The following is a 17,127-nucleotide window of genomic DNA, read 5'->3' as shown; positions in this document are numbered from 1 at the left end:
AGCGCCCAGCAACTAGCGAGACTTCCTTCACCTCCGTATGATAAGTCAACATCGTCTTCCTTCGGTCAACGTGTTTCCTTTATCTCCTACGGTTCAGTCCAGTCCGTACGTTGCTACCCGGGCGCTTGCGCTTTTGTTCTTTGAAAACAATGTATCTCATTAGAAAAAAACTTGCAGTTGAAGATAGAAACATTGCTACTCCTTTTGAAATATTTCGCGCTATAAAAGAAGGTAAAGAGATATAGGACTGTATGATGAATAGTTCTATTAAACCAATAAATACTACATTATTTATCAGAAGAGCAATAAATGCTTGGAGTATAAACCATGTGAGCTCTTTTTTACTAAAATAAGCACGGTGTCGAAATGTATATTTAGTGTTCCAAATATAACTGTTAATAATGGCGCAGACATAGGCTATCGTATTAAAAGTAAATAGTAAAGTGGGATTTGTGGTTGGCCAAATCCACAAAAATACATTTAATAATACGATATCTACAACCGCATTGCTAATTCCAATTGTACCAAACTGTAATATTTGGCCTTTAATTTTTTTAGCCATTAAATTAATCGCCTTTCTTTCTATCTGCATTGAATTTTGTATGTTATCCAAAAAATAGTTGTTAATGTAACAATTTATATAAACTCCGTCGTAACTACTCGTTATCCCGCTACGGAATCAAAGGCTTTCCCTTTCCACGGGCAGGGCTTTATGATGGGGCGAGTAATCGCAGCCCCACGGCTTCAGCTAACTCGGAAGCAAATAACGCTTCCGAGTGGATCTTCAGCTCGCGCTGTTCCCACAGGAGTGTCGCCAATTTCGTTTGATTCGCTAGATAGTATACTATAATTAAGAATTGCTTAAAATGCGAGTTAATAACCGTAAACATTGCAATCAGTATAAACTATAGATGCGCTATCAAGCGGAGGAAGCAAATGGATGAGACTCCAGTGGGAACAGCTCAAGTCGAAGATCCACTTGGTAAAGTGTTTTTTCTTTACCAAGTTAGCTGAGACTGAGCCCACGGAAAGGGAATCCATTTGCCGACGTAGCGAATTAGTAACTACGTTACTAGTTATTGCTGATTTTATATCAAGTTCAAATATTGAAAATACTATATTTAAGATAAAAGAATATGTTTGATAGATCTTTTTTTAGGATACACATAACTAAAAGTAATTTCAAATCCATTCTAGAGGAGGCTTTTTTCAATGCAATTAGAGGAAAATCGAAAGGATTTACAAAAATTACGATTAGAGAAGCCAGAGAGTGTATTAACGATGTACTTAAATACAGATCCATCTGACCCTGATCAGCAGGGTGGAGAATGGAAAATTCAACTGAAGAATAGCCTAAGTAGCTTTGAGAATTATTTGAAACAAAGTGACGAGAAGGAAGAACTGAAAAAGTTCAAGAAAGTACGTGAAAAAGTAGAAAATTTTATGAAAGAAAATCAAAAAAATCTTAAAAAGAGTGTTATTATTTTTGCGTCTTCAGATGAATCGATATGGTTTGCAGAGATTTTACAAATGCGTGTTGAAACAATTGTTTATTGGCAGGAAACGCCAGTATTAGAGCAGTTAGATAAATTATATGAGGCATTTCCAAAAGTCGGAATTGTTCTTGTACAGCAAAATCAAGTGAAAACAATTGAAGCGGAGCTGGGTGCTATACTAGAGACAAAACATTATGAACTAGATATTGATACAGAGGATTGGAGACAGTTTGCTGGACCTCCAAGTGCTGAAGCTGGCATTGGTAGAAGTGGGAAAAAAGTGCAAACAGATCAATTTGATAAACGTTTTGAGGCAAACCAAAAGCGTTGGTATAAAAGTTTAGCACCTTCATTGGACAAGTTAGCAAAAGACCATCAATGGCAAAAGATTTATCTTGCAGGTGAAAAGGGAGAAGCGGATGATCTGGCAAGTTATATGCAAAAAGAAATTGATAGTATATCTCATCAAAACATTCTAGAACATGATGAACATGAGGTAATCGAAAAAGTCATTGGTTAAATACCAAATTTAATGCCTTATGAGAGCTTTCTCATAAGGCATTAATTAATTAAATAAATACAATATAATCCAAACACTTGTGAAACTAATCAAAATAGAACTAATTATGTATAGCAATGCTTGTTTCCATTGACTACCCACAATCATTGCTAATAGCTCTGTGCCAAATGTAGAAAAAGTTGTATAAGCACCACAAAACCCTGTCCCTAGTAATATAAACACTAACTGATTTATTTGGCCACTTTCTAATAAGACAAATAGAACACCCAATAAAATAGAGCCGCTAATATTTGCAATCCAAGTTCCATATGGTCGTAATGGTTCAGACTTATTAAACGTCACCCCAACTAAATACCTTGCATTTGCACCTAAAAAACCACCAACAGAGACTAATAGCCATGACATCATGCATAACCTCCATCACTGTTTTTAGCTTTATCCACCTGTTTCGCTAGTAAATATCCGCATAAACATGCAGCTAAACCGCCAAATAGATTAAGTATAATATAGATAAATCCAGTTCCTAAGTTTACTGTTAGTAATTGTATGGACTCAATAGAAAAAGTTGAAAAAGTTGTAAATGAACCAAGGATACCAGTATTTAATGCTAGTAAGAAGGGCTCAGGAACACGTGCTTTTAATTGTCCATTATTAATAGAAAAGGCAAGGATAAAACAGCCTAGTATATTTACAATAATCGTTGCGTACGGTAGATTTGTAAAAGGAACAAGCAAGTTTAGACTATACCGCATGCTTGCCCCAATTGCACCACCAACTCCTATTAAAAGAAACGTTTTATAGCTGATTAGATTTGACATTCGGGACATCTTCCGTATATTTCAAATTTATGATCATCGACCATGAAATTGTTTAGTTCATCTTGAATATTATCCATTGGACAAGAATGGATTTCTTTGGTGAGACCGCAATCCTTGCAAATAAAATGATGATGGTGATGATGATCACATTTCATTCGAAAGTTTTTTTCGCCATTTAACTCGGTAGATTCTAGAATTCCAAGCTGATCAAAAAGGTGCAGGTTTCGATATATGGTATCAAAGCTAATTCCTTCAAAATTAGGTTCCATGTGCGTTAATAGATCTTTTGCAGTACGGTATCGGTCTTCATCTGAAAAGTAGGTAAGAATGAATTCACGTTTATCCGTATACTTATATCCTTTATCTTTTAAGACTGTCAAAGCTTCTTGTACTTTCATATGATCGCCTTCCTTCTAGTAAAATGATCCCATCCCTTTTTAAGAGAAATTGTAGCTAGTAAAATAAAAATAGAAGTCATAACAATCGTTCCACCAGGTGGAATCTCAAAATAATAACCTGTTATTAATCCTATAATAACAGACAATTCGCCAAAAATAACAGAGAATAGAATTGTTTGTTTAAACCCTTTAGCGATTCTAATGCTAGCGGCTACTGGTAATGTCATTAAGGCAGAAACAAGTAGCACACCAACGATTCGGATTGAAGCGGAAATAACAAGTGCAGTTAAAACAATAAATAGAAAATGTATTCGTTTCGCGTGTATACCAGAAACAATCGCATGTTCTTCATCAAAAGATAGCATAAATAACTCTTTGTAGAACAATAGTAATACAACAAGAACAATGACAGTAATAGTTAGAATACTCCATAAATCATTGCGACTTACGGCCGAAACAGACCCAAATAAGTAACTGTATAGATCTGTATTAAAACCGTCTGCAAGGGATATAAAAATAACACTTAACCCGACCCCACCAGATAAAATAATGGGGATAGCTAATTCTTGGTAGGCTTTATATACACTTCTTAATCGTTCAACAAACATCGATCCAATCACAGAAAAGACCATCCCAGAATAAAAAGGCGTGATAAATGCAAGTCCGTATTTTTTCTCCATTAGCAAACCAAAAGCGATACCACCTAATGTTACATGTGATAGTGCATCAGCGATTAAAGATAGACGTCTGACAACTACGAATGTCCCTAATAAAGGAGCGATAAATCCGATTAATAGACCGGTATAAAAGGTGTTTTGTAAAAATTCATACGTAAAAAATTGTGTGAGCATAAGTACACTTCCTTACTTTCATTAATGCTGATGCGTTACAACATTTAAGTCGTGGCCATAAAATTTTGATAATTCTTTTTCAGTTAAATTTGAGAATGCTGAAGTATCACCATGAAAGTGTAGAGATTTATTTAAACATGCAATTCCGTTAGCATGGTTAGTCATTGTTCCTATATCATGTGATACTAATAATAAAGTAATGTTATTTTCTTCATTTAAACGATGCAATAAGCCATAAAACTTTTGGACATTTTCTGTATCAATCCCCACAGTTGGCTCATCGAGAATTAATAATGATGGATCACTGACTAAGGAACGCGCAATAAAAATTCGTTGTTGCTGTCCTCCAGAAAGATCACCGATATTCCGGTTAATATAATCTTTCATTCCAACCATTTCAATTGCATTTTCAATTTTTTGTTTGTGTTGTTTTGTGAAAAAATGAAAATAACCTACTTTAGCAGCAAGACCTGTAGAAACTACTTCTTTTACTGTAGCAGGAAATCCACGATTGAAGCTATTTGCTTTTTGCGAAACAAAACCAATTTTATTCCACTGCTTAAAGTCTTTAATATTCTTGTCAAAAATCTTAATTGTTCCTTGTTGCGGTTTTTCTAAACCTAACAGTAGTTTAATAAGAGTAGTTTTCCCGCCGCCATTTGGCCCAACTAGTCCTAGGAAAGCACCAGTGGGAATTTGAAGATTTATATCTTTTAAAGCATGTTTATTATCATATGCAAAGCTAACATTCTCCATTGATACTAGTGGTTTTGTCATCTTATCAGATACCAACTTTCTTACGTATAATTCGTCTTAAGTTATTGTATCGTAATCATTCTTTTTTGTAAATAAGAACAATTACGTTTTGTCTGTTTAAAAAAAGTTTTGAGATATAAAAGAGTGGCTAATTCAGCTATTGGTGCATTAAATCGGTAAACATAGCGATATCTTATGTACAAAAAAACTCGCGATCCCTATTGGAAAGCGAGTTTTGACTTTATCTGTTTTAATGAACTGGAAATTGGTTAGTATATCCGCTATATTGTTGGTGAGATTGTTGAATTTTTTGCTGTTCTGCTTTTTCTATACTATACCAACCGTTCTTAAACATTAAATTATATAGATTTCGTTGTGTATCTTGTGTTTCGTTATAAATAGCTAACAGGTCTTGATAAAAAGCCTGATTGCTTGCTTCATTTAATGCAGTGCTATAAGATTGGGTCATATATTTTTCAGTCGTTAACATATCATTAAGAAAATCTCGGTCGTTCATCTGTGGTGTTTTGTTTACTTGAGTTTCGGGATTTTGTACTTTTTGCTGTTGTTGATTCATACCATCGACTTCCTTTCTATTGAATCATTGGATTTTGTGGTTGATTTGTATGTTGTAACAGTTTTTGGTAATGTTTTTGGTGCATCTGACAAACTTGCTCAAGCGCTGTTTTTAATTCAGGTATTGTGCATTGTTCAGCAAAAAAATGTGCTTTTTTTGTTGCATTTAAATTCCATGACATCATGTCCGTTAAATATAATAAATCTTTTGTACTTACAATATTAGGTGGTTGTTGCATAATTTGACCTGCTTGTGCAGGGTTCATATTAGGTGTTTGTTGTTGTTGCATTATAATGTGCCTCCTTTAAATTTACTACAATTGTAATGTCTCCATTTCAATTTGAACTTATGCATTAAATGCAGATAACTGGTCAAAAGCCATTATTTACTTATATAATTATAGAAGTTATTCAAAAAGTTGAACACGCACTTACATTGAATAATATTGAGGTTTACTAAAATGAAAATTGGATATTATGTTAAAATAAGATAGTAAGGGGGAAATTATTTTGGCTATTACGTTTTATTGTTATCCCAAATGTGGGACATGTAAAAAAGCAAAAAAATGGATGGAAGAAAACCAGGTAGAATATAATGATATACATATTGTAGAAAATCCACCTTCGAAAGAGGAATTACGATCATTAATAACAAGAAGTGGATTGCCGATCAAGAAATTTTTCAATACCAGTGGTAAAAAATATCGTGAACTTGGTTTGAAAGATAAATTAAATGAGGTCACTGATGAGGGAAAGATTGATTGGCTAGCTTCTGATGGTATGTTAATAAAGCGTCCAATTACAACAGATGGAGATAAAGTAACACTTGGGTTTAAAGAAGAACAGTTTGAGGGAAATTGGAAGTAGAAAGACTATCCTAACAATTTAAGGGAAAAGTAATTATAAATTATGGAGGTTGAGAAAATGAATTTACCAAAAGATTTACGTTATTCAGAAGAACATGAATGGGTAAAAGTTGAGGGAGACAAAGTACGTATTGGTATTACTGATCACGCACAAGACGAATTAGGTGACATTGTATTTGTTGAATTACCTGAAGAAGGGGATCAATTAGAAGAAGATGACCCATTTGGTAGTGTTGAATCAGTGAAAACTGTATCTGAGTTATATGCCCCGATTAGCGGCAAAGTTGTCGAAGTAAATGAAGAACTTGACGACAGTCCTGAATTTGTTAATGAATCACCATATGAAAAAGCATGGATGGTAGTTGTGGAGCCAAGTAATTCAGCTGATATCGAGAAATTAATGACGGCAGAACAATATCAAGAGATGATTGAAGAAGACGAATAGGTTATTTTTGCATGAAATTGATACTTTCTCATAGAATAATATAAGTAGTTAAGAGTTCCCTTGTTACTAAAAATTGGTGACAGGGGATTCTTTATCATGATGAGTAGGTGATGACTTATGTTAGCAGAGGATACAGAAAAGATAATTATCGTTGAAGGTCGTACAGATAGAGAACAAATCGAAAAAGTTATTAATGAAGAAATAACAATCATATGTACAAACGGTACACTTGGTCTAGGTAAAATGGAAGAATTAGTGTTGGAATATGACCTAGATAATAAAGATGTTTTTATCCTAGTTGATGAAGATCAAGCAGGTCATAAACTACGTAAACAACTTTCAATTGAGTTACCCCATGCAACACATATATTTATAGATAAAACATTTAGAGAGGTTGCGGCAACACCAGCGTTAGAGCTAGCAACAGCACTTCTAAGTAAAAGAATAGCAGTGGATCCCAATTATCTGTTATAAGGTGGGAATTAAATGATATCGATCACAAGAAACAACCTTCATATAGTTGAGCATCCCGGTAAAATGATTTTTATTCATAGCCCTTTTTGTGGTACATGTCATGTAGCAAGAAGAATATTAAATGGAATGGAAGAAAAAGCAAATGAGTCAATTTTTTATGAATTAAATGCAGGCCTATTCCCTGAGTTTATGTATGATAATAAAGTAGAAAGTGTTCCTTGTTTATTGATCACAAAAGAAGGAGAACCTGAAAAAATGTACTCCTTTGAATCCATTATTGAACTTTATTCGATAATGCACCACAACTAAATTTTAGTGTATATCTAACGCAGTAATTCTCCTAGTGAAGCAATAATTTGCATAAAATCAGCTTGATCATCAAATTGTTTATGGATATTCCCTTTTTTATCGATTAGCACGGTTGTTGGCACACCTTTACATTTATATAAGTCATAAATTTCTGTTCCTTTATCAGCTAAAGTAGGCTGTGTTAAGTATTTATTAGTAAACTGCTTTGCAGCACTATCATTTCGCTCCCTGCCAGTAACATTTACTGTCAACATTTTTACTTCCTGATGGTCTAATGATTGATAGAGTTGCTCTTTTTTTGGTAGATCGACACTGCAATCTGGACACCATGATGCCCAATAAGTAAGTATTACTATTTTTCCTAAATCTTCACTAAGGGTGTAATGGCCTTCTTGGTTTAAATAAGGTAATGTGAAATTTGGTGCTAGCATACGGATCATTCCTTTGTTTAGAGTTTGTTCCTAGTCTAACACGCATTTTAATGATAAAAAAATTGTTCTTAATAATAACCTGGAATATAAAATAAAATCTAAAAAAATATTGACAGTTCTTTTATAGCTGTGCTATTATCACACTTATCAGTTAATTCTAAATTAAATACGTTATCTCTTATCAAGAGAGGTGGAGGGACTGGCCCGATGAAGCCCGGCAACCGTTAAACAACTATTTGTTTAAAAAGGTGCCAATTCCTGCAGAGCTATTATGCTTTGGCAGATGAGAGAACAGGAAAGTTATAAACGCCTATCAAAGCGTCTTTCTGTTCTCTATGAGCAGAAAGGCGCTTTTTATATTAGATAAATTTTGAGGGAGAAGGGATAATATGATTTCAATTCAGCAGTTGTCAAAGGTCTTTAAAACCAATACAACAACGATCCAAGCAGTAGATGATCTGAATTTAAGAATAGATAAGGGAGAAATTTTCGGTGTAATTGGATACAGTGGTGCAGGTAAAAGTACTTTTATTCGTCTAATTAATCGACTGGAAGAACCAACAGCAGGAGATGTGATTATTGATGGTCAGGAAATTACAGCCTTATCAAAAAATCAACTAAGACTCTCACGTCAAGAAATTGGTATGATCTTTCAACATTTTAATTTATTGTGGTCAAGAACTGTTAGAGAAAATATTGCATTACCGTTAGAAATAGCGGGGGTATCAAAAGAGGAACGTATCAGCCGTGTGGATGAGTTAATTCGACTTGTAGGGTTAGCAGGTCGAGAAGATGCGTACCCTTCTCAATTAAGTGGTGGGCAGAAGCAGCGTGTTGGAATAGCAAGAGCGCTTGCGAACAAACCGAAAGTACTTCTATGTGATGAAGCGACTTCAGCACTTGATCCAGAAACAACGGATTCTATCCTTTCTCTATTAGTAGATATAAATGAGAAATTAGGTTTAACAATTATTCTTATTACCCATGAAATGCATGTCATACAAAAAATATGTCATCGTGTTGCTGTAATGGAAGGTGGAAAAATTGTCGAGCAAGGAGAAGTAGTAGATGTCTTTTCTCATCCTGATAAAGCAGTAACAAAGAAATTCGTTGAGCAAGTGATGGGTAAGCCTGATAAAGACATTACAGAAGAAGCGTTTGTTCAAAGTGTTGAATCAGGAAAAGTATTAAGGTTGCATTTTGTAGGAGAAACAGCAAACCAAGCAATTATTAGTCAAGTCGCGAAGAAGTTTGATGTTGAAATTAATATCATTCAAGGAAATGTAAAACAAACACAGTCTGGTGCATACGGATCGTTGTTCGTACACGTTACTGGAGAAGAAACAGAGTTAGAACAAGCGATCAACTATATTACTTCTACTTCAGTTGAAGTGGAGGTGAAAACAGATGCTTAAAACATTATTTCCTAATGTAAACTGGTTTGATTTGCTGATAGCCACGGGTGAGACATTTTATATGACCATTCTTGCGTTAATTGGTACATTAATTTTTGGTATCATCTTAGGGTTACTACTATATTTAACTGCACCAGGTGGGATTTGGCAGCATAAAACGCTGAACTTCATCGTTGCAGCATTTGTAAACATATTCCGTGCCATACCGTTTCTTATTTTAATTTTATTATTAATTCCTTTTACAAATTTCTTGATTGGCACAATTCGTGGTCAAAACGCTGCATTACCTGCATTGATTATTGGTTCAGCTCCATTTTATGCGAGGCTAGTTGAAATTGGATTGCGAGAAGTAGATAAAGGTGTTGTTGAAGCAGCCAAATCGATGGGAGCTAAGACATCAACCATTATTTTTAAAGTGTTATTAAAAGAGTCCACCCCAGCGCTTGTATCAGGTTTAACCGTAACAGCAATAGCGTTAATTAGTTATACGGCTGTAGCAGGTGTTATAGGTGCAGGTGGTCTTGGAGATTTTGCTTACTTCCATGGTTTTGTGAGACAAGACTTTGATGTCATGTTTGTCTGTACAGTTTTAATTGTGATCATCGTATTTATCTTTCAATTCATCGGTGATGCATTAACAAATAAATTAGATAAAAGATAATAAAACATGTTTACTACCCGCTTAACGGGATTATATAAAAAAGGGGAGAATTTAAGATGAAAAAATTTATAACAGTGTTAGTATTACTTTCAGTAGGGGTTATTTTAGCAGCTTGTGGAAATGCGTCAGGAGAAGACGTAATTAAGGTTGGGGCAACAAGTACACCACATGCTGAAGTATTAGAAGAAGCAAAACCATTACTAGAAGAAGAAGGTATTACACTAGAAATTGAAACGTATCAAGATTACATTTTACCGAATCAAGATTTAGAGAGTGGTGAAATTGACGCTAACTATTTCCAACACATTCCTTACTTTGAAACAGAGCAAGAAGAAAAAGGATATGATTTTGTTAATCTTGGTGGTATTCACGTAGAGCCAATGGGTGTATATTCTAAAGGGATTCCTAGTATCGATGCGATTGAAGAAGGCACTGAAGTAATCATGAGTCGTGCTGTTGCAGATCATGGTCGTATTCTTTCTTTATTTGAAGCAAAAGGATTGATTAAACTGGCAGAAGGTGTAAAAAAATCTGAAGCAACAATAGATGATATTGTGGAGAATCCATTAGATTTAGAATTTAAACCAGATGTTAATGCTGAATTTTTAATTGAAACTTACAGAAATGAAGAAGATGTTTTAGTTGCAATTAACACAAACTATGCGATTGAAGCTGACTTATCTCCAGTTGATGATTCTCTATTCGTGGAGGGTGCCGCATCAGAATACGTAAATATTATTGCAGCAAGAGCAGAAGATAAAGATGATGAGAAATTGAACAAATTAGTAGAAGTATTACAATCAGAAGAAATTCAAAGTTTTATTACAGAAAAATATAACGGCGAAGTAGTCGCTGTTGGTAATTCTGAAGAATAATTAAAGCATGTGGCATTAAAATAATGCAAATATGATGTATTTTGAAGAATTCGCTACTAATTAATAGAGGTGAAATCAAAAGGTTATTCAGCCTTCCAAACCACTGGTCAACTCTTTTGTTAGATCATTGAACGAGTGATATAATAATATTTGTTCAAATAATAAGGAAGAAGGAAGGGTTTTAACAAAACCATGGATAATCTCGGTTTAACTTACACAGGCGAAATGGAAAAAGCAATGCAACAGAATCACGGAATAGGATTTGCAGAATATGAAAGAAAGCTGAATAATCGCTTACAGATTGAACGAGAACGAGAAAAAAGCTATAAACAAGCATCAAGAGTAGTAAATGAAATGGAACGTAAAGTACATCGTTAAAATAACCTAAATACAGAAAATATATCCACATCCCTTGCGCACACATGCCAAGGGATGTTTGCGTTATAATAGAATAAAGGATTACTTCGCATAAATAGTGATGTAGACTTTATAAACGAAAAGGTTTAGAAAAGAGCGCTTATTTGGATAGAATTGTTGATTATAGATTCGAAATAGTATAAGATTGTAATGAGAATAGATTGAGAATGAATAACTTTCTTATGCTTATTTATTTCAAAAAATATATAAAAAATTCTTTGGGGGTATAAAAATGGCAGGATCAACTTTGGAGATAAAAGATCTTCACGTCGAAATTGAAGGTCAAGAAATATTAAAAGGTGTTAATTTAACAATCAAAGGTGGAGAATTCCATGCGATTATGGGGCCAAACGGAACTGGTAAATCAACTTTGGCATCTGCAATTATGGGCCACCCAAAATATGAAGTAACTAGTGGAAGTATCCTTTTAGATGGAGAAGATGTATTAGAAATGGAAGTTGATGAACGTGCAAAAGCAGGTTTGTTCCTTGCAATGCAATATCCTAGTGAGATTACTGGAGTTACCACTTCCGATTTCCTACGTTCTTCAATCAATGCACACCGAGAAAAAGGCGACGAAATTCCTTTAATGAAATTTATAAAAGAGATGGATAGTGCAATGGATTACTTAGAAATAGATAAAAATATGGCACAACGTTATTTAAACGCAGGGTTTTCTGGTGGAGAGAAAAAGCGTAATGAAATCCTACAGTTAATGATGTTGAAACCTGAAATTGGTATTTTAGATGAAATTGACTCTGGTCTTGATATTGATGCATTGAAAGTAGTAGCAAAAGGGATTAATAAATTACGTAATGAGAACTTTGGCTGTCTAATCATTACACACTATCAACGTCTTCTAGATTACATTACACCTGATTTTGTTCACGTTATGATGCAAGGTCGTGTTGTGAAATCTGGTGGTGCGGAATTAGTTGAACGTTTAGAAGCTGAAGGATACGACTGGATTAAACAAGAATTAGGTATTGAAGAAGAAACCGTTGGAAACAACGCGTAATAGTAAGGAGGGGTGACATGTCTATTGAAGCAAAACAACCATATGAAAAAGAGTATGTAGAGAAATTCTCTGCTGAACATAACGAGCCAGAATGGATGACTGGCTTTCGTAAACAAGCTTTAGAGTCTGCTAGCACATTAGAGATGCCAAAGCCGGATAAAACAAATATATCAAAATGGAATTTCACAAAGTTTAATCTTGAAGCAGAAACACAAGGACTTGATTCACTTAAAGATTTACCTGATGATATTAAAGTTTTTGTGGATACAGAAAAAGATGATAAGAACCTTGTGATTTTGCGTAATCAAATAAATGCTTATGAAACACTTTCAACGGAATTAGTTGATAAAGGTGTCATTTTTACGGATATGTTTACTGCATTAAAACAGTATCCTGAGTTGGTACAAAAATACTATATGAAAGATGCGGTATCGTTTGATGAACATCGATTAACTGCAATGCATGCAGCTTTGATGAACGGCGGCGTTTTTGTATATGTTCCTAAAAATGTTGTGGTTGAAGAACCATTACAAGCAATTTTCTGGCAAGAAAACCCTGAATTCGCTCTATTCAATCATGTTATTGTGGTTGCAGAAGAAAACAGTTCTTTAACTTATGTTGAAAATTATATCTCATTTAACAAAGATGAGGAAACAGTAGCCAATCTAGTAACAGAAGTAATTGCGCATGATAATGCTTCTATTTCATTTGGTTCTGTTGATAATTTTGCTCATGGTACGACGGTATACATGAATCGTCGGGGGATTGCTTACCGTGATGCGAAAATTGAATGGGCATTAGGTCAAATGAATGATGGTAATACGGTATCGGAGAATGTCACACATTTAATTGGTGATAACTCTTTCTCTTATGCGAAGGCCGTTTCAGTTGGTCGTGGTGATCAAAGTCAAAACTTCACAGCAAAGATTATTAACTATGGTAAACAATCAAATGGGCTTATCTTGCAACATGGTGTAATGAAAGATAGTGCTTCAGCGATCTTTAACGGCATCGGTAAAATTGAGCATGGTGGAACAAAAGCAAATGCTGAACAAGAGTCACGTGTACTTATGTTAAGCAAAGACGCTCGTGGTGATGCTAACCCAATTTTATTAATTGATGAAGATGATGTAACAGCAGGTCACGCAGCATCGGTTGGTCGTGTTGATCCAGTTCAATTATACTATCTGATGAGTAGAGGTATTTCTCAACAAGAAGCAGAACGTTTAATCATTCATGGTTTCTTAGCACCTGTAGTTAATGCGATACCAATTGCAGCAGTTAAAGAACAGTTAACTGAAGTAATTGAGAGGAAAGTATACTAATGGACGTAAAAGCTATTCGGTCACAGTTCCCTATCTTGGATCAAAGTGTAAATGGTAGTCCCCTGGTATATTTAGATTCAGCAGCCACTTCACAAAAGCCCACTTCAGTTATTGAAGCGGTAAATGCTTATTATCGAATAGATAATTCAAATGTACATCGTGGGGTTCATACGCTTGGGACACGTGCAACGGATAAATACGAGGGTGCTCGCGAAAAGGTTAGACAGTTTATCAATGCCAATAAGACTGAAGAAGTTATTTTTATGCGAGGCACAACAACAGCAATTAATACAGTAGCTTCAAGTTATGGTCTAACTAACCTTTCAAAAGGTGACGAAATTGTTATAACACAAATGGAGCACCATAGTAATATTATTCCTTGGCAACAAGTTGCTAAGATAACAGGTGCAAATTTAAAGTATATACCACTTCAACCAGATGGTACGATCACATTAGAAGATGCAAGAAATACGATTACAGATAATACAAAAATTGTTGCAATGATGCATGTATCTAATGTATTAGGCACAATTAATCCAATCAAAGAAGTCACAAAAATTGCCCATGAAAATGGAGCGGTTATGCTTGTTGATGGTGCACAGGGTGTTCCACATATGAAGGTGGATGTGCAAGACTTGGATTGTGATTTCTATGCTTTTTCAGCTCACAAGATGTGTGGTCCAACTGGTGTTGGTGTATTATATGGAAAAAAACAATTACTTGAGAAGATGGAACCTGTTGAATTTGGTGGCGAAATGATTGATTTCGTTGATTTATATGATTCAACTTGGAAGGAGCTACCTTGGAAATTTGAAGGTGGTACCCCAATTATAGCTGGAGCAATTGGTTTAGGTGCTGCTATTGATTTCTTACAAGATATTGGAATGGATGAAATAACTGCACATGAAACAAAACTTGTTGACTATGCAGTAAACCAGTTGCAAACCATCGATGGTTTAGCGATATACGGCCCAGAAAAACGTGCTGGATTAATAACATTTAATTTAGCAGATGTTCATCCGCATGATACAGCAACGGTATTAGATGCTGAAGGAATTGCCGTACGTGCAGGGCATCATTGTGCACAGCCTTTGATGAAATGGCTGAATGTTACAGCGACAGCTAGAGCGAGTTTTTACTTGTATAATACAACTGATGATGTCGATCGTTTCATTACAGGATTAAACAAAGCGAAGGAGTTTTTTGGTGATGTCTTTTGATAATCTAGATACACTCTATCGCCAGGTCATTATGGATCATTATAAAAATCCACGTAACCGTGGTTCGTTTGGAGAAGATTCAGTAACGATTGATATGAATAATCCAACTTGTGGTGATCGGATTCAAATACATTTGTTAGTAGAAGATGACAAGGTGAAGGATGCCAAATTTGATGGTGAAGGTTGTTCCATCAGTTTATCATCCGCATCGATGATGACCCAGGCAATTAAAGGAAGAAATGTTACGGAAGCATTGAAGATGTCAGAAATTTTTTCCGATATGATGCTCGGTAAAGATATAGATACAGAGGATCTTGATTTAGGTGATATAGAAGCTTTGCAAGGTGTTTCGAAGTTTCCTGCTCGAATAAAATGTGCGACCTTAGCATGGAAAGCTATGGAAAAAGGAATCAATGAACAAGAGCAAGCCTAACATACTATAGTCAAGCAATACTTGAACAGGAGGGGTTAAAAGATGGCGAAGAATGCACCGGAAGTAGGAGAATACAAATATGGTTTTCATGATCGTGATGTTTCCATATTCCGTACTGAAAAAGGATTAACTAAAAAAGTTGTAGAAGAAATATCAAGCATGAAAGATGAGCCGCAATGGATGTTGGACTATCGCTTAAAAGCGTTAGAGCAATTTTATAATAAGCCAATGCCACAATGGGGTGGCGATCTTGCTGAATTAGATTTTGATGAAATCACGTATTACGTAAAACCGTCAGAACGTTCAGAGCGTTCATGGGATGAAGTACCAGAGGAGATTAAGAACACATTTGATAAATTGGGTATACCTGAAGCTGAACAAAAGTATTTGGCTGGTGTATCAGCACAATATGAATCAGAAGTGGTTTATCATAGTCTTAAAGAGGATTTAGAGGAATTAGGAATAGTCTTTAAAGATACTGATACGGCATTAAAAGAAAATGAAGATCTATTTAAAGAGTACTTTGGTAAAGTAATACCTTCAGCAGATAACAAATTCTCTGCATTAAACTCAGCTGTATGGTCTGGTGGCTCGTTTATTTATGTTCCTAAAGGTGTTAAAACTGATACACCATTACAGGCATATTTCCGGATTAATTCAGAAAGTATGGGTCAATTTGAACGTACCCTTATCATTGTTGATGAAGGTGCATCGGTTCACTATGTGGAAGGTTGTACAGCGCCAACTTATACAACAAACTCTCTTCATAGTGCTGTTGTTGAAATCTTTGTTAAAAAAGATGCTTACTGCCGTTATACGACAATCCAAAACTGGTCCAGTAACGTTTATAACCTTGTAACGAAACGTGCAATCTGTGACGCGAATGCAACGATGGAATGGGTAGACGGTAATATTGGTTCTAAATTAACCATGAAATACCCAGCAATTATTTTAAGAGGAGAAGGCGCAAGAGGCATGACCCTTTCCATTGCATTAGCTGGTAAAGGACAACATCAAGATGCTGGTGCAAAAATGCATCACTTAGCACCAAACACGTCATCAACAATCGTTTCGAAATCTATTTCAAAACATGGTGGTAAAGTAACGTATCGTGGTATTGTTCACTTTGGACGTAAAGCTGATGGAGCACGTTCTAATATTGAATGTGATACTTTAATTATGGATAATAAATCAACTTCAGATACAATTCCTTATAATGAAATTTTAAATGAAAACATTTCATTAGAGCATGAAGCAAAAGTTTCGAAAGTATCAGAAGAACAACTTTTCTATCTAATGAGTCGCGGAATCTCTGAGGAAGAAGCTACTGAAATGATCGTAATGGGCTTTATCGAACCATTTACTAGAGAATTACCAATGGAATATGCAGTAGAAATGAACAGATTAATTAGCTTTGAGATGGAAGGCTCAATTGGTTAAAAATTAGAAATATTTGCTTTGAAGAGTCCGTTAATTCGGGCTCTTTTCTTACATAATAAACTCTTTTTGTGAACTTTATCATTACGTCACAATAGATAGATGATACGTAGTGGATAGTAATGTGAGTTACTTCCCCCTACCCGCTACGTCAGCAGTGGTTTTGGTTGGGCGAGTAATCGCAGCCCCAAATAGATTTCCTTTCCGTGGGCTCAGTCTCAGCTAACTTGGTAAAGAAAAACACTTTACCAAGTGGATCGTGCGCCCGGCATGAGTTATAACTAGGTGGTGAAAGTCCACCACAGACTTGGCAGTAGGAACTGTTAGTGAAAGGCAAGGGTGTCTATCGTGAGATAGAATCTGAAGGAAGCCGGACACAAAATCCC

At 35.2% G+C, this 17,127-nt stretch carries 23 protein-coding genes and 1 riboswitch; of the genes, 14 read left to right on the top strand and 9 right to left on the bottom strand.

What is annotated here, in order from left to right; all coding sequences use genetic code 11:
* Window positions 1–79: 79 nt before the first annotated feature.
* On the bottom strand, window positions 80–562 hold the full coding sequence (locus D2K40_RS10815; protein WP_117155824.1) for a GtrA family protein: 483 nt from the start codon (window positions 560–562) through the stop codon (window positions 80–82).
* A gap of 650 nt (window positions 563–1,212) precedes the next feature.
* On the opposite strand from D2K40_RS10815, the gene D2K40_RS10805 reads away from it, so the two are divergent.
* Window positions 1,213–2,016 (top strand): VLRF1 family aeRF1-type release factor, encoded by an 804-nt coding sequence (locus tag D2K40_RS10805; RefSeq protein ID WP_117155820.1) that lies wholly within the window; start codon window positions 1,213–1,215, stop codon window positions 2,014–2,016.
* Between the two features lie 45 nt (window positions 2,017–2,061).
* Here D2K40_RS10805 and crcB (D2K40_RS10800) read toward each other — a convergent pair whose 3' ends face one another.
* From crcB (D2K40_RS10800) to D2K40_RS10770, 7 genes are all read right to left on the bottom strand, one after another.
* On the bottom strand, window positions 2,062–2,424 hold the full coding sequence (gene crcB / locus D2K40_RS10800) for a fluoride efflux transporter CrcB (protein ID WP_117155818.1): 363 nt from the start codon (window positions 2,422–2,424) through the stop codon (window positions 2,062–2,064).
* Window positions 2,421–2,834, bottom strand: a complete 414-nt coding sequence (gene crcB / locus D2K40_RS10795; protein WP_162879196.1) for a fluoride efflux transporter CrcB — start codon at window positions 2,832–2,834, stop codon at window positions 2,421–2,423. The genes crcB (D2K40_RS10800) and crcB (D2K40_RS10795) overlap by 4 nt, the downstream gene beginning before the upstream one ends.
* On the bottom strand, window positions 2,822–3,232 hold the full coding sequence (locus D2K40_RS10790) for a Fur family transcriptional regulator (RefSeq protein ID WP_117155814.1): 411 nt from the start codon (window positions 3,230–3,232) through the stop codon (window positions 2,822–2,824). The genes crcB (D2K40_RS10795) and D2K40_RS10790 overlap by 13 nt, the downstream gene beginning before the upstream one ends.
* Entirely contained in the window at window positions 3,229–4,083 is an 855-nt protein-coding gene (locus D2K40_RS10785) for a metal ABC transporter permease (protein WP_117155813.1), read from the bottom strand. Before D2K40_RS10785 ends, D2K40_RS10790 begins: the two co-directional genes overlap by 4 nt.
* Window positions 4,084–4,104: 21 nt before the next feature.
* Window positions 4,105–4,860, bottom strand: a complete 756-nt coding sequence (locus D2K40_RS10780; protein WP_117155811.1) for a metal ABC transporter ATP-binding protein — start codon at window positions 4,858–4,860, stop codon at window positions 4,105–4,107.
* A gap of 229 nt (window positions 4,861–5,089) precedes the next feature.
* Complete coding sequence (locus D2K40_RS10775) at window positions 5,090–5,416, bottom strand: spore coat protein (protein ID WP_117155809.1); 327 nt, start codon at window positions 5,414–5,416, stop codon at window positions 5,090–5,092.
* A gap of 16 nt (window positions 5,417–5,432) precedes the next feature.
* Entirely contained in the window at window positions 5,433–5,705 is a 273-nt protein-coding gene (locus tag D2K40_RS10770; RefSeq protein WP_117155807.1) for a hypothetical protein, read from the bottom strand.
* 220 nt (window positions 5,706–5,925) lie between these two features.
* On the opposite strand from D2K40_RS10770, the gene D2K40_RS10765 reads away from it, so the two are divergent.
* The 4 genes from D2K40_RS10765 to D2K40_RS10750 all read left to right on the top strand — a co-directional run bounded on the left by D2K40_RS10765 (window position 5,926) and on the right by D2K40_RS10750 (window position 7,509).
* Window positions 5,926–6,282 carry an arsenate reductase family protein gene (locus tag D2K40_RS10765; RefSeq protein WP_117155805.1) on the top strand — a complete coding sequence of 119 codons (357 nt, stop codon included), beginning with the start codon at window positions 5,926–5,928 and terminating at the stop codon, window positions 6,280–6,282.
* Between the two features lie 57 nt (window positions 6,283–6,339).
* A complete protein-coding gene (gene gcvH / locus D2K40_RS10760; protein ID WP_117155803.1) occupies window positions 6,340–6,726 on the top strand; it encodes a glycine cleavage system protein GcvH in 387 nt (128 codons plus the stop codon).
* A gap of 117 nt (window positions 6,727–6,843) precedes the next feature.
* Window positions 6,844–7,200 (top strand): toprim domain-containing protein, encoded by a 357-nt coding sequence (locus tag D2K40_RS10755; protein ID WP_117155801.1) that lies wholly within the window; start codon window positions 6,844–6,846, stop codon window positions 7,198–7,200.
* A gap of 12 nt (window positions 7,201–7,212) precedes the next feature.
* Complete coding sequence (locus tag D2K40_RS10750; RefSeq protein WP_229666721.1) at window positions 7,213–7,509, top strand: thioredoxin family protein; 297 nt, start codon at window positions 7,213–7,215, stop codon at window positions 7,507–7,509.
* 14 nt (window positions 7,510–7,523) lie between these two features.
* Here D2K40_RS10750 and D2K40_RS10745 read toward each other — a convergent pair whose 3' ends face one another.
* Window positions 7,524–7,940, bottom strand: coding sequence for a TlpA family protein disulfide reductase (locus D2K40_RS10745; protein WP_117155799.1), 417 nt, complete (start codon window positions 7,938–7,940; stop codon window positions 7,524–7,526).
* A 175-nt stretch (window positions 7,941–8,115) separates the two neighbouring features.
* Window positions 8,116–8,230: riboswitch (SAM riboswitch) on the top strand.
* Between the two features lie 99 nt (window positions 8,231–8,329).
* Between D2K40_RS10745 and D2K40_RS10740 the strand changes: the two genes are divergently transcribed.
* The 9 genes from D2K40_RS10740 (at window position 8,330) to sufB (ending at window position 16,744) form a co-directional block, all read left to right on the top strand.
* A complete protein-coding gene (locus D2K40_RS10740; RefSeq protein ID WP_117155797.1) occupies window positions 8,330–9,355 on the top strand; it encodes a methionine ABC transporter ATP-binding protein in 1,026 nt (341 codons plus the stop codon).
* Window positions 9,348–10,016 carry a methionine ABC transporter permease gene (locus D2K40_RS10735; protein WP_117155795.1) on the top strand — a complete coding sequence of 223 codons (669 nt, stop codon included), beginning with the start codon at window positions 9,348–9,350 and terminating at the stop codon, window positions 10,014–10,016. The genes D2K40_RS10740 and D2K40_RS10735 overlap by 8 nt, the downstream gene beginning before the upstream one ends.
* A 56-nt stretch (window positions 10,017–10,072) precedes the next feature.
* A complete protein-coding gene (locus tag D2K40_RS10730) occupies window positions 10,073–10,891 on the top strand; it encodes a MetQ/NlpA family ABC transporter substrate-binding protein (protein ID WP_117155793.1) in 819 nt (272 codons plus the stop codon).
* 192 nt (window positions 10,892–11,083) lie between these two features.
* The gene (locus tag D2K40_RS10725) at window positions 11,084–11,269 is read left to right on the top strand and encodes a YuzK family famiily protein (protein WP_117155791.1); all 186 of its coding nucleotides are present in this window, start codon (window positions 11,084–11,086) and stop codon (window positions 11,267–11,269) included.
* 271 nt (window positions 11,270–11,540) lie between these two features.
* The gene (sufC, locus tag D2K40_RS10720) at window positions 11,541–12,326 is read left to right on the top strand and encodes a Fe-S cluster assembly ATPase SufC (RefSeq protein ID WP_117155789.1); all 786 of its coding nucleotides are present in this window, start codon (window positions 11,541–11,543) and stop codon (window positions 12,324–12,326) included.
* Window positions 12,327–12,343: 17 nt separating this feature from the next.
* A complete protein-coding gene (gene sufD, locus D2K40_RS10715; protein ID WP_117155787.1) occupies window positions 12,344–13,651 on the top strand; it encodes a Fe-S cluster assembly protein SufD in 1,308 nt (435 codons plus the stop codon).
* Window positions 13,651–14,871 (top strand): cysteine desulfurase, encoded by a 1,221-nt coding sequence (locus tag D2K40_RS10710; protein WP_117155784.1) that lies wholly within the window; start codon window positions 13,651–13,653, stop codon window positions 14,869–14,871. The genes sufD and D2K40_RS10710 overlap by 1 nt, the downstream gene beginning before the upstream one ends.
* On the top strand, window positions 14,861–15,304 hold the full coding sequence (gene sufU / locus D2K40_RS10705; protein WP_117155782.1) for a Fe-S cluster assembly sulfur transfer protein SufU: 444 nt from the start codon (window positions 14,861–14,863) through the stop codon (window positions 15,302–15,304). Before D2K40_RS10710 ends, sufU begins: the two co-directional genes overlap by 11 nt.
* A 42-nt stretch (window positions 15,305–15,346) precedes the next feature.
* On the top strand, window positions 15,347–16,744 hold the full coding sequence (gene sufB / locus D2K40_RS10700) for a Fe-S cluster assembly protein SufB (protein ID WP_117155781.1): 1,398 nt from the start codon (window positions 15,347–15,349) through the stop codon (window positions 16,742–16,744).
* The last annotated feature ends 383 nt before the right edge of the window (window positions 16,745–17,127 follow it).

Source organism: Paraliobacillus quinghaiensis (assembly GCF_003426025.1).
In the GTDB taxonomy this organism is placed as follows: domain Bacteria; phylum Bacillota; class Bacilli; order Bacillales; family Amphibacillaceae; genus Paraliobacillus_A; species Paraliobacillus_A quinghaiensis.
The sequence above is the reverse complement of the archived record's forward strand: the minus strand, read 5'-3'. Positions and strand labels throughout refer to the sequence as shown.

Coding starts and splice junctions, on each gene's coding strand:
- D2K40_RS10815 (WP_117155824.1), bottom strand. CDS start 562: ATGGCTAAAAAAATTAAAGGCCAAATATTACAGTTTGGTACAATTGGA.
- D2K40_RS10805 (WP_117155820.1), top strand. CDS start 1,213: ATGCAATTAGAGGAAAATCGAAAGGATTTACAAAAATTACGATTAGAG.
- crcB (WP_117155818.1), bottom strand. CDS start 2,424: ATGATGTCATGGCTATTAGTCTCTGTTGGTGGTTTTTTAGGTGCAAAT.
- crcB (WP_162879196.1), bottom strand. CDS start 2,834: ATGTCAAATCTAATCAGCTATAAAACGTTTCTTTTAATAGGAGTTGGT.
- D2K40_RS10790 (WP_117155814.1), bottom strand. CDS start 3,232: ATGAAAGTACAAGAAGCTTTGACAGTCTTAAAAGATAAAGGATATAAG.
- D2K40_RS10785 (WP_117155813.1), bottom strand. CDS start 4,083: ATGCTCACACAATTTTTTACGTATGAATTTTTACAAAACACCTTTTAT.
- D2K40_RS10780 (WP_117155811.1), bottom strand. CDS start 4,860: ATGACAAAACCACTAGTATCAATGGAGAATGTTAGCTTTGCATATGAT.
- D2K40_RS10775 (WP_117155809.1), bottom strand. CDS start 5,416: ATGAATCAACAACAGCAAAAAGTACAAAATCCCGAAACTCAAGTAAAC.
- D2K40_RS10770 (WP_117155807.1), bottom strand. CDS start 5,705: ATGCAACAACAACAAACACCTAATATGAACCCTGCACAAGCAGGTCAA.
- gcvH (WP_117155803.1), top strand. CDS start 6,340: ATGAATTTACCAAAAGATTTACGTTATTCAGAAGAACATGAATGGGTA.
- D2K40_RS10755 (WP_117155801.1), top strand. CDS start 6,844: ATGTTAGCAGAGGATACAGAAAAGATAATTATCGTTGAAGGTCGTACA.
- D2K40_RS10750 (WP_229666721.1), top strand. CDS start 7,213: ATGATATCGATCACAAGAAACAACCTTCATATAGTTGAGCATCCCGGT.
- D2K40_RS10745 (WP_117155799.1), bottom strand. CDS start 7,940: ATGCTAGCACCAAATTTCACATTACCTTATTTAAACCAAGAAGGCCAT.
- D2K40_RS10740 (WP_117155797.1), top strand. CDS start 8,330: ATGATTTCAATTCAGCAGTTGTCAAAGGTCTTTAAAACCAATACAACA.
- D2K40_RS10735 (WP_117155795.1), top strand. CDS start 9,348: ATGCTTAAAACATTATTTCCTAATGTAAACTGGTTTGATTTGCTGATA.
- D2K40_RS10730 (WP_117155793.1), top strand. CDS start 10,073: ATGAAAAAATTTATAACAGTGTTAGTATTACTTTCAGTAGGGGTTATT.
- D2K40_RS10725 (WP_117155791.1), top strand. CDS start 11,084: ATGGATAATCTCGGTTTAACTTACACAGGCGAAATGGAAAAAGCAATG.
- sufC (WP_117155789.1), top strand. CDS start 11,541: ATGGCAGGATCAACTTTGGAGATAAAAGATCTTCACGTCGAAATTGAA.
- sufD (WP_117155787.1), top strand. CDS start 12,344: ATGTCTATTGAAGCAAAACAACCATATGAAAAAGAGTATGTAGAGAAA.
- D2K40_RS10710 (WP_117155784.1), top strand. CDS start 13,651: ATGGACGTAAAAGCTATTCGGTCACAGTTCCCTATCTTGGATCAAAGT.
- sufU (WP_117155782.1), top strand. CDS start 14,861: ATGTCTTTTGATAATCTAGATACACTCTATCGCCAGGTCATTATGGAT.
- sufB (WP_117155781.1), top strand. CDS start 15,347: ATGGCGAAGAATGCACCGGAAGTAGGAGAATACAAATATGGTTTTCAT.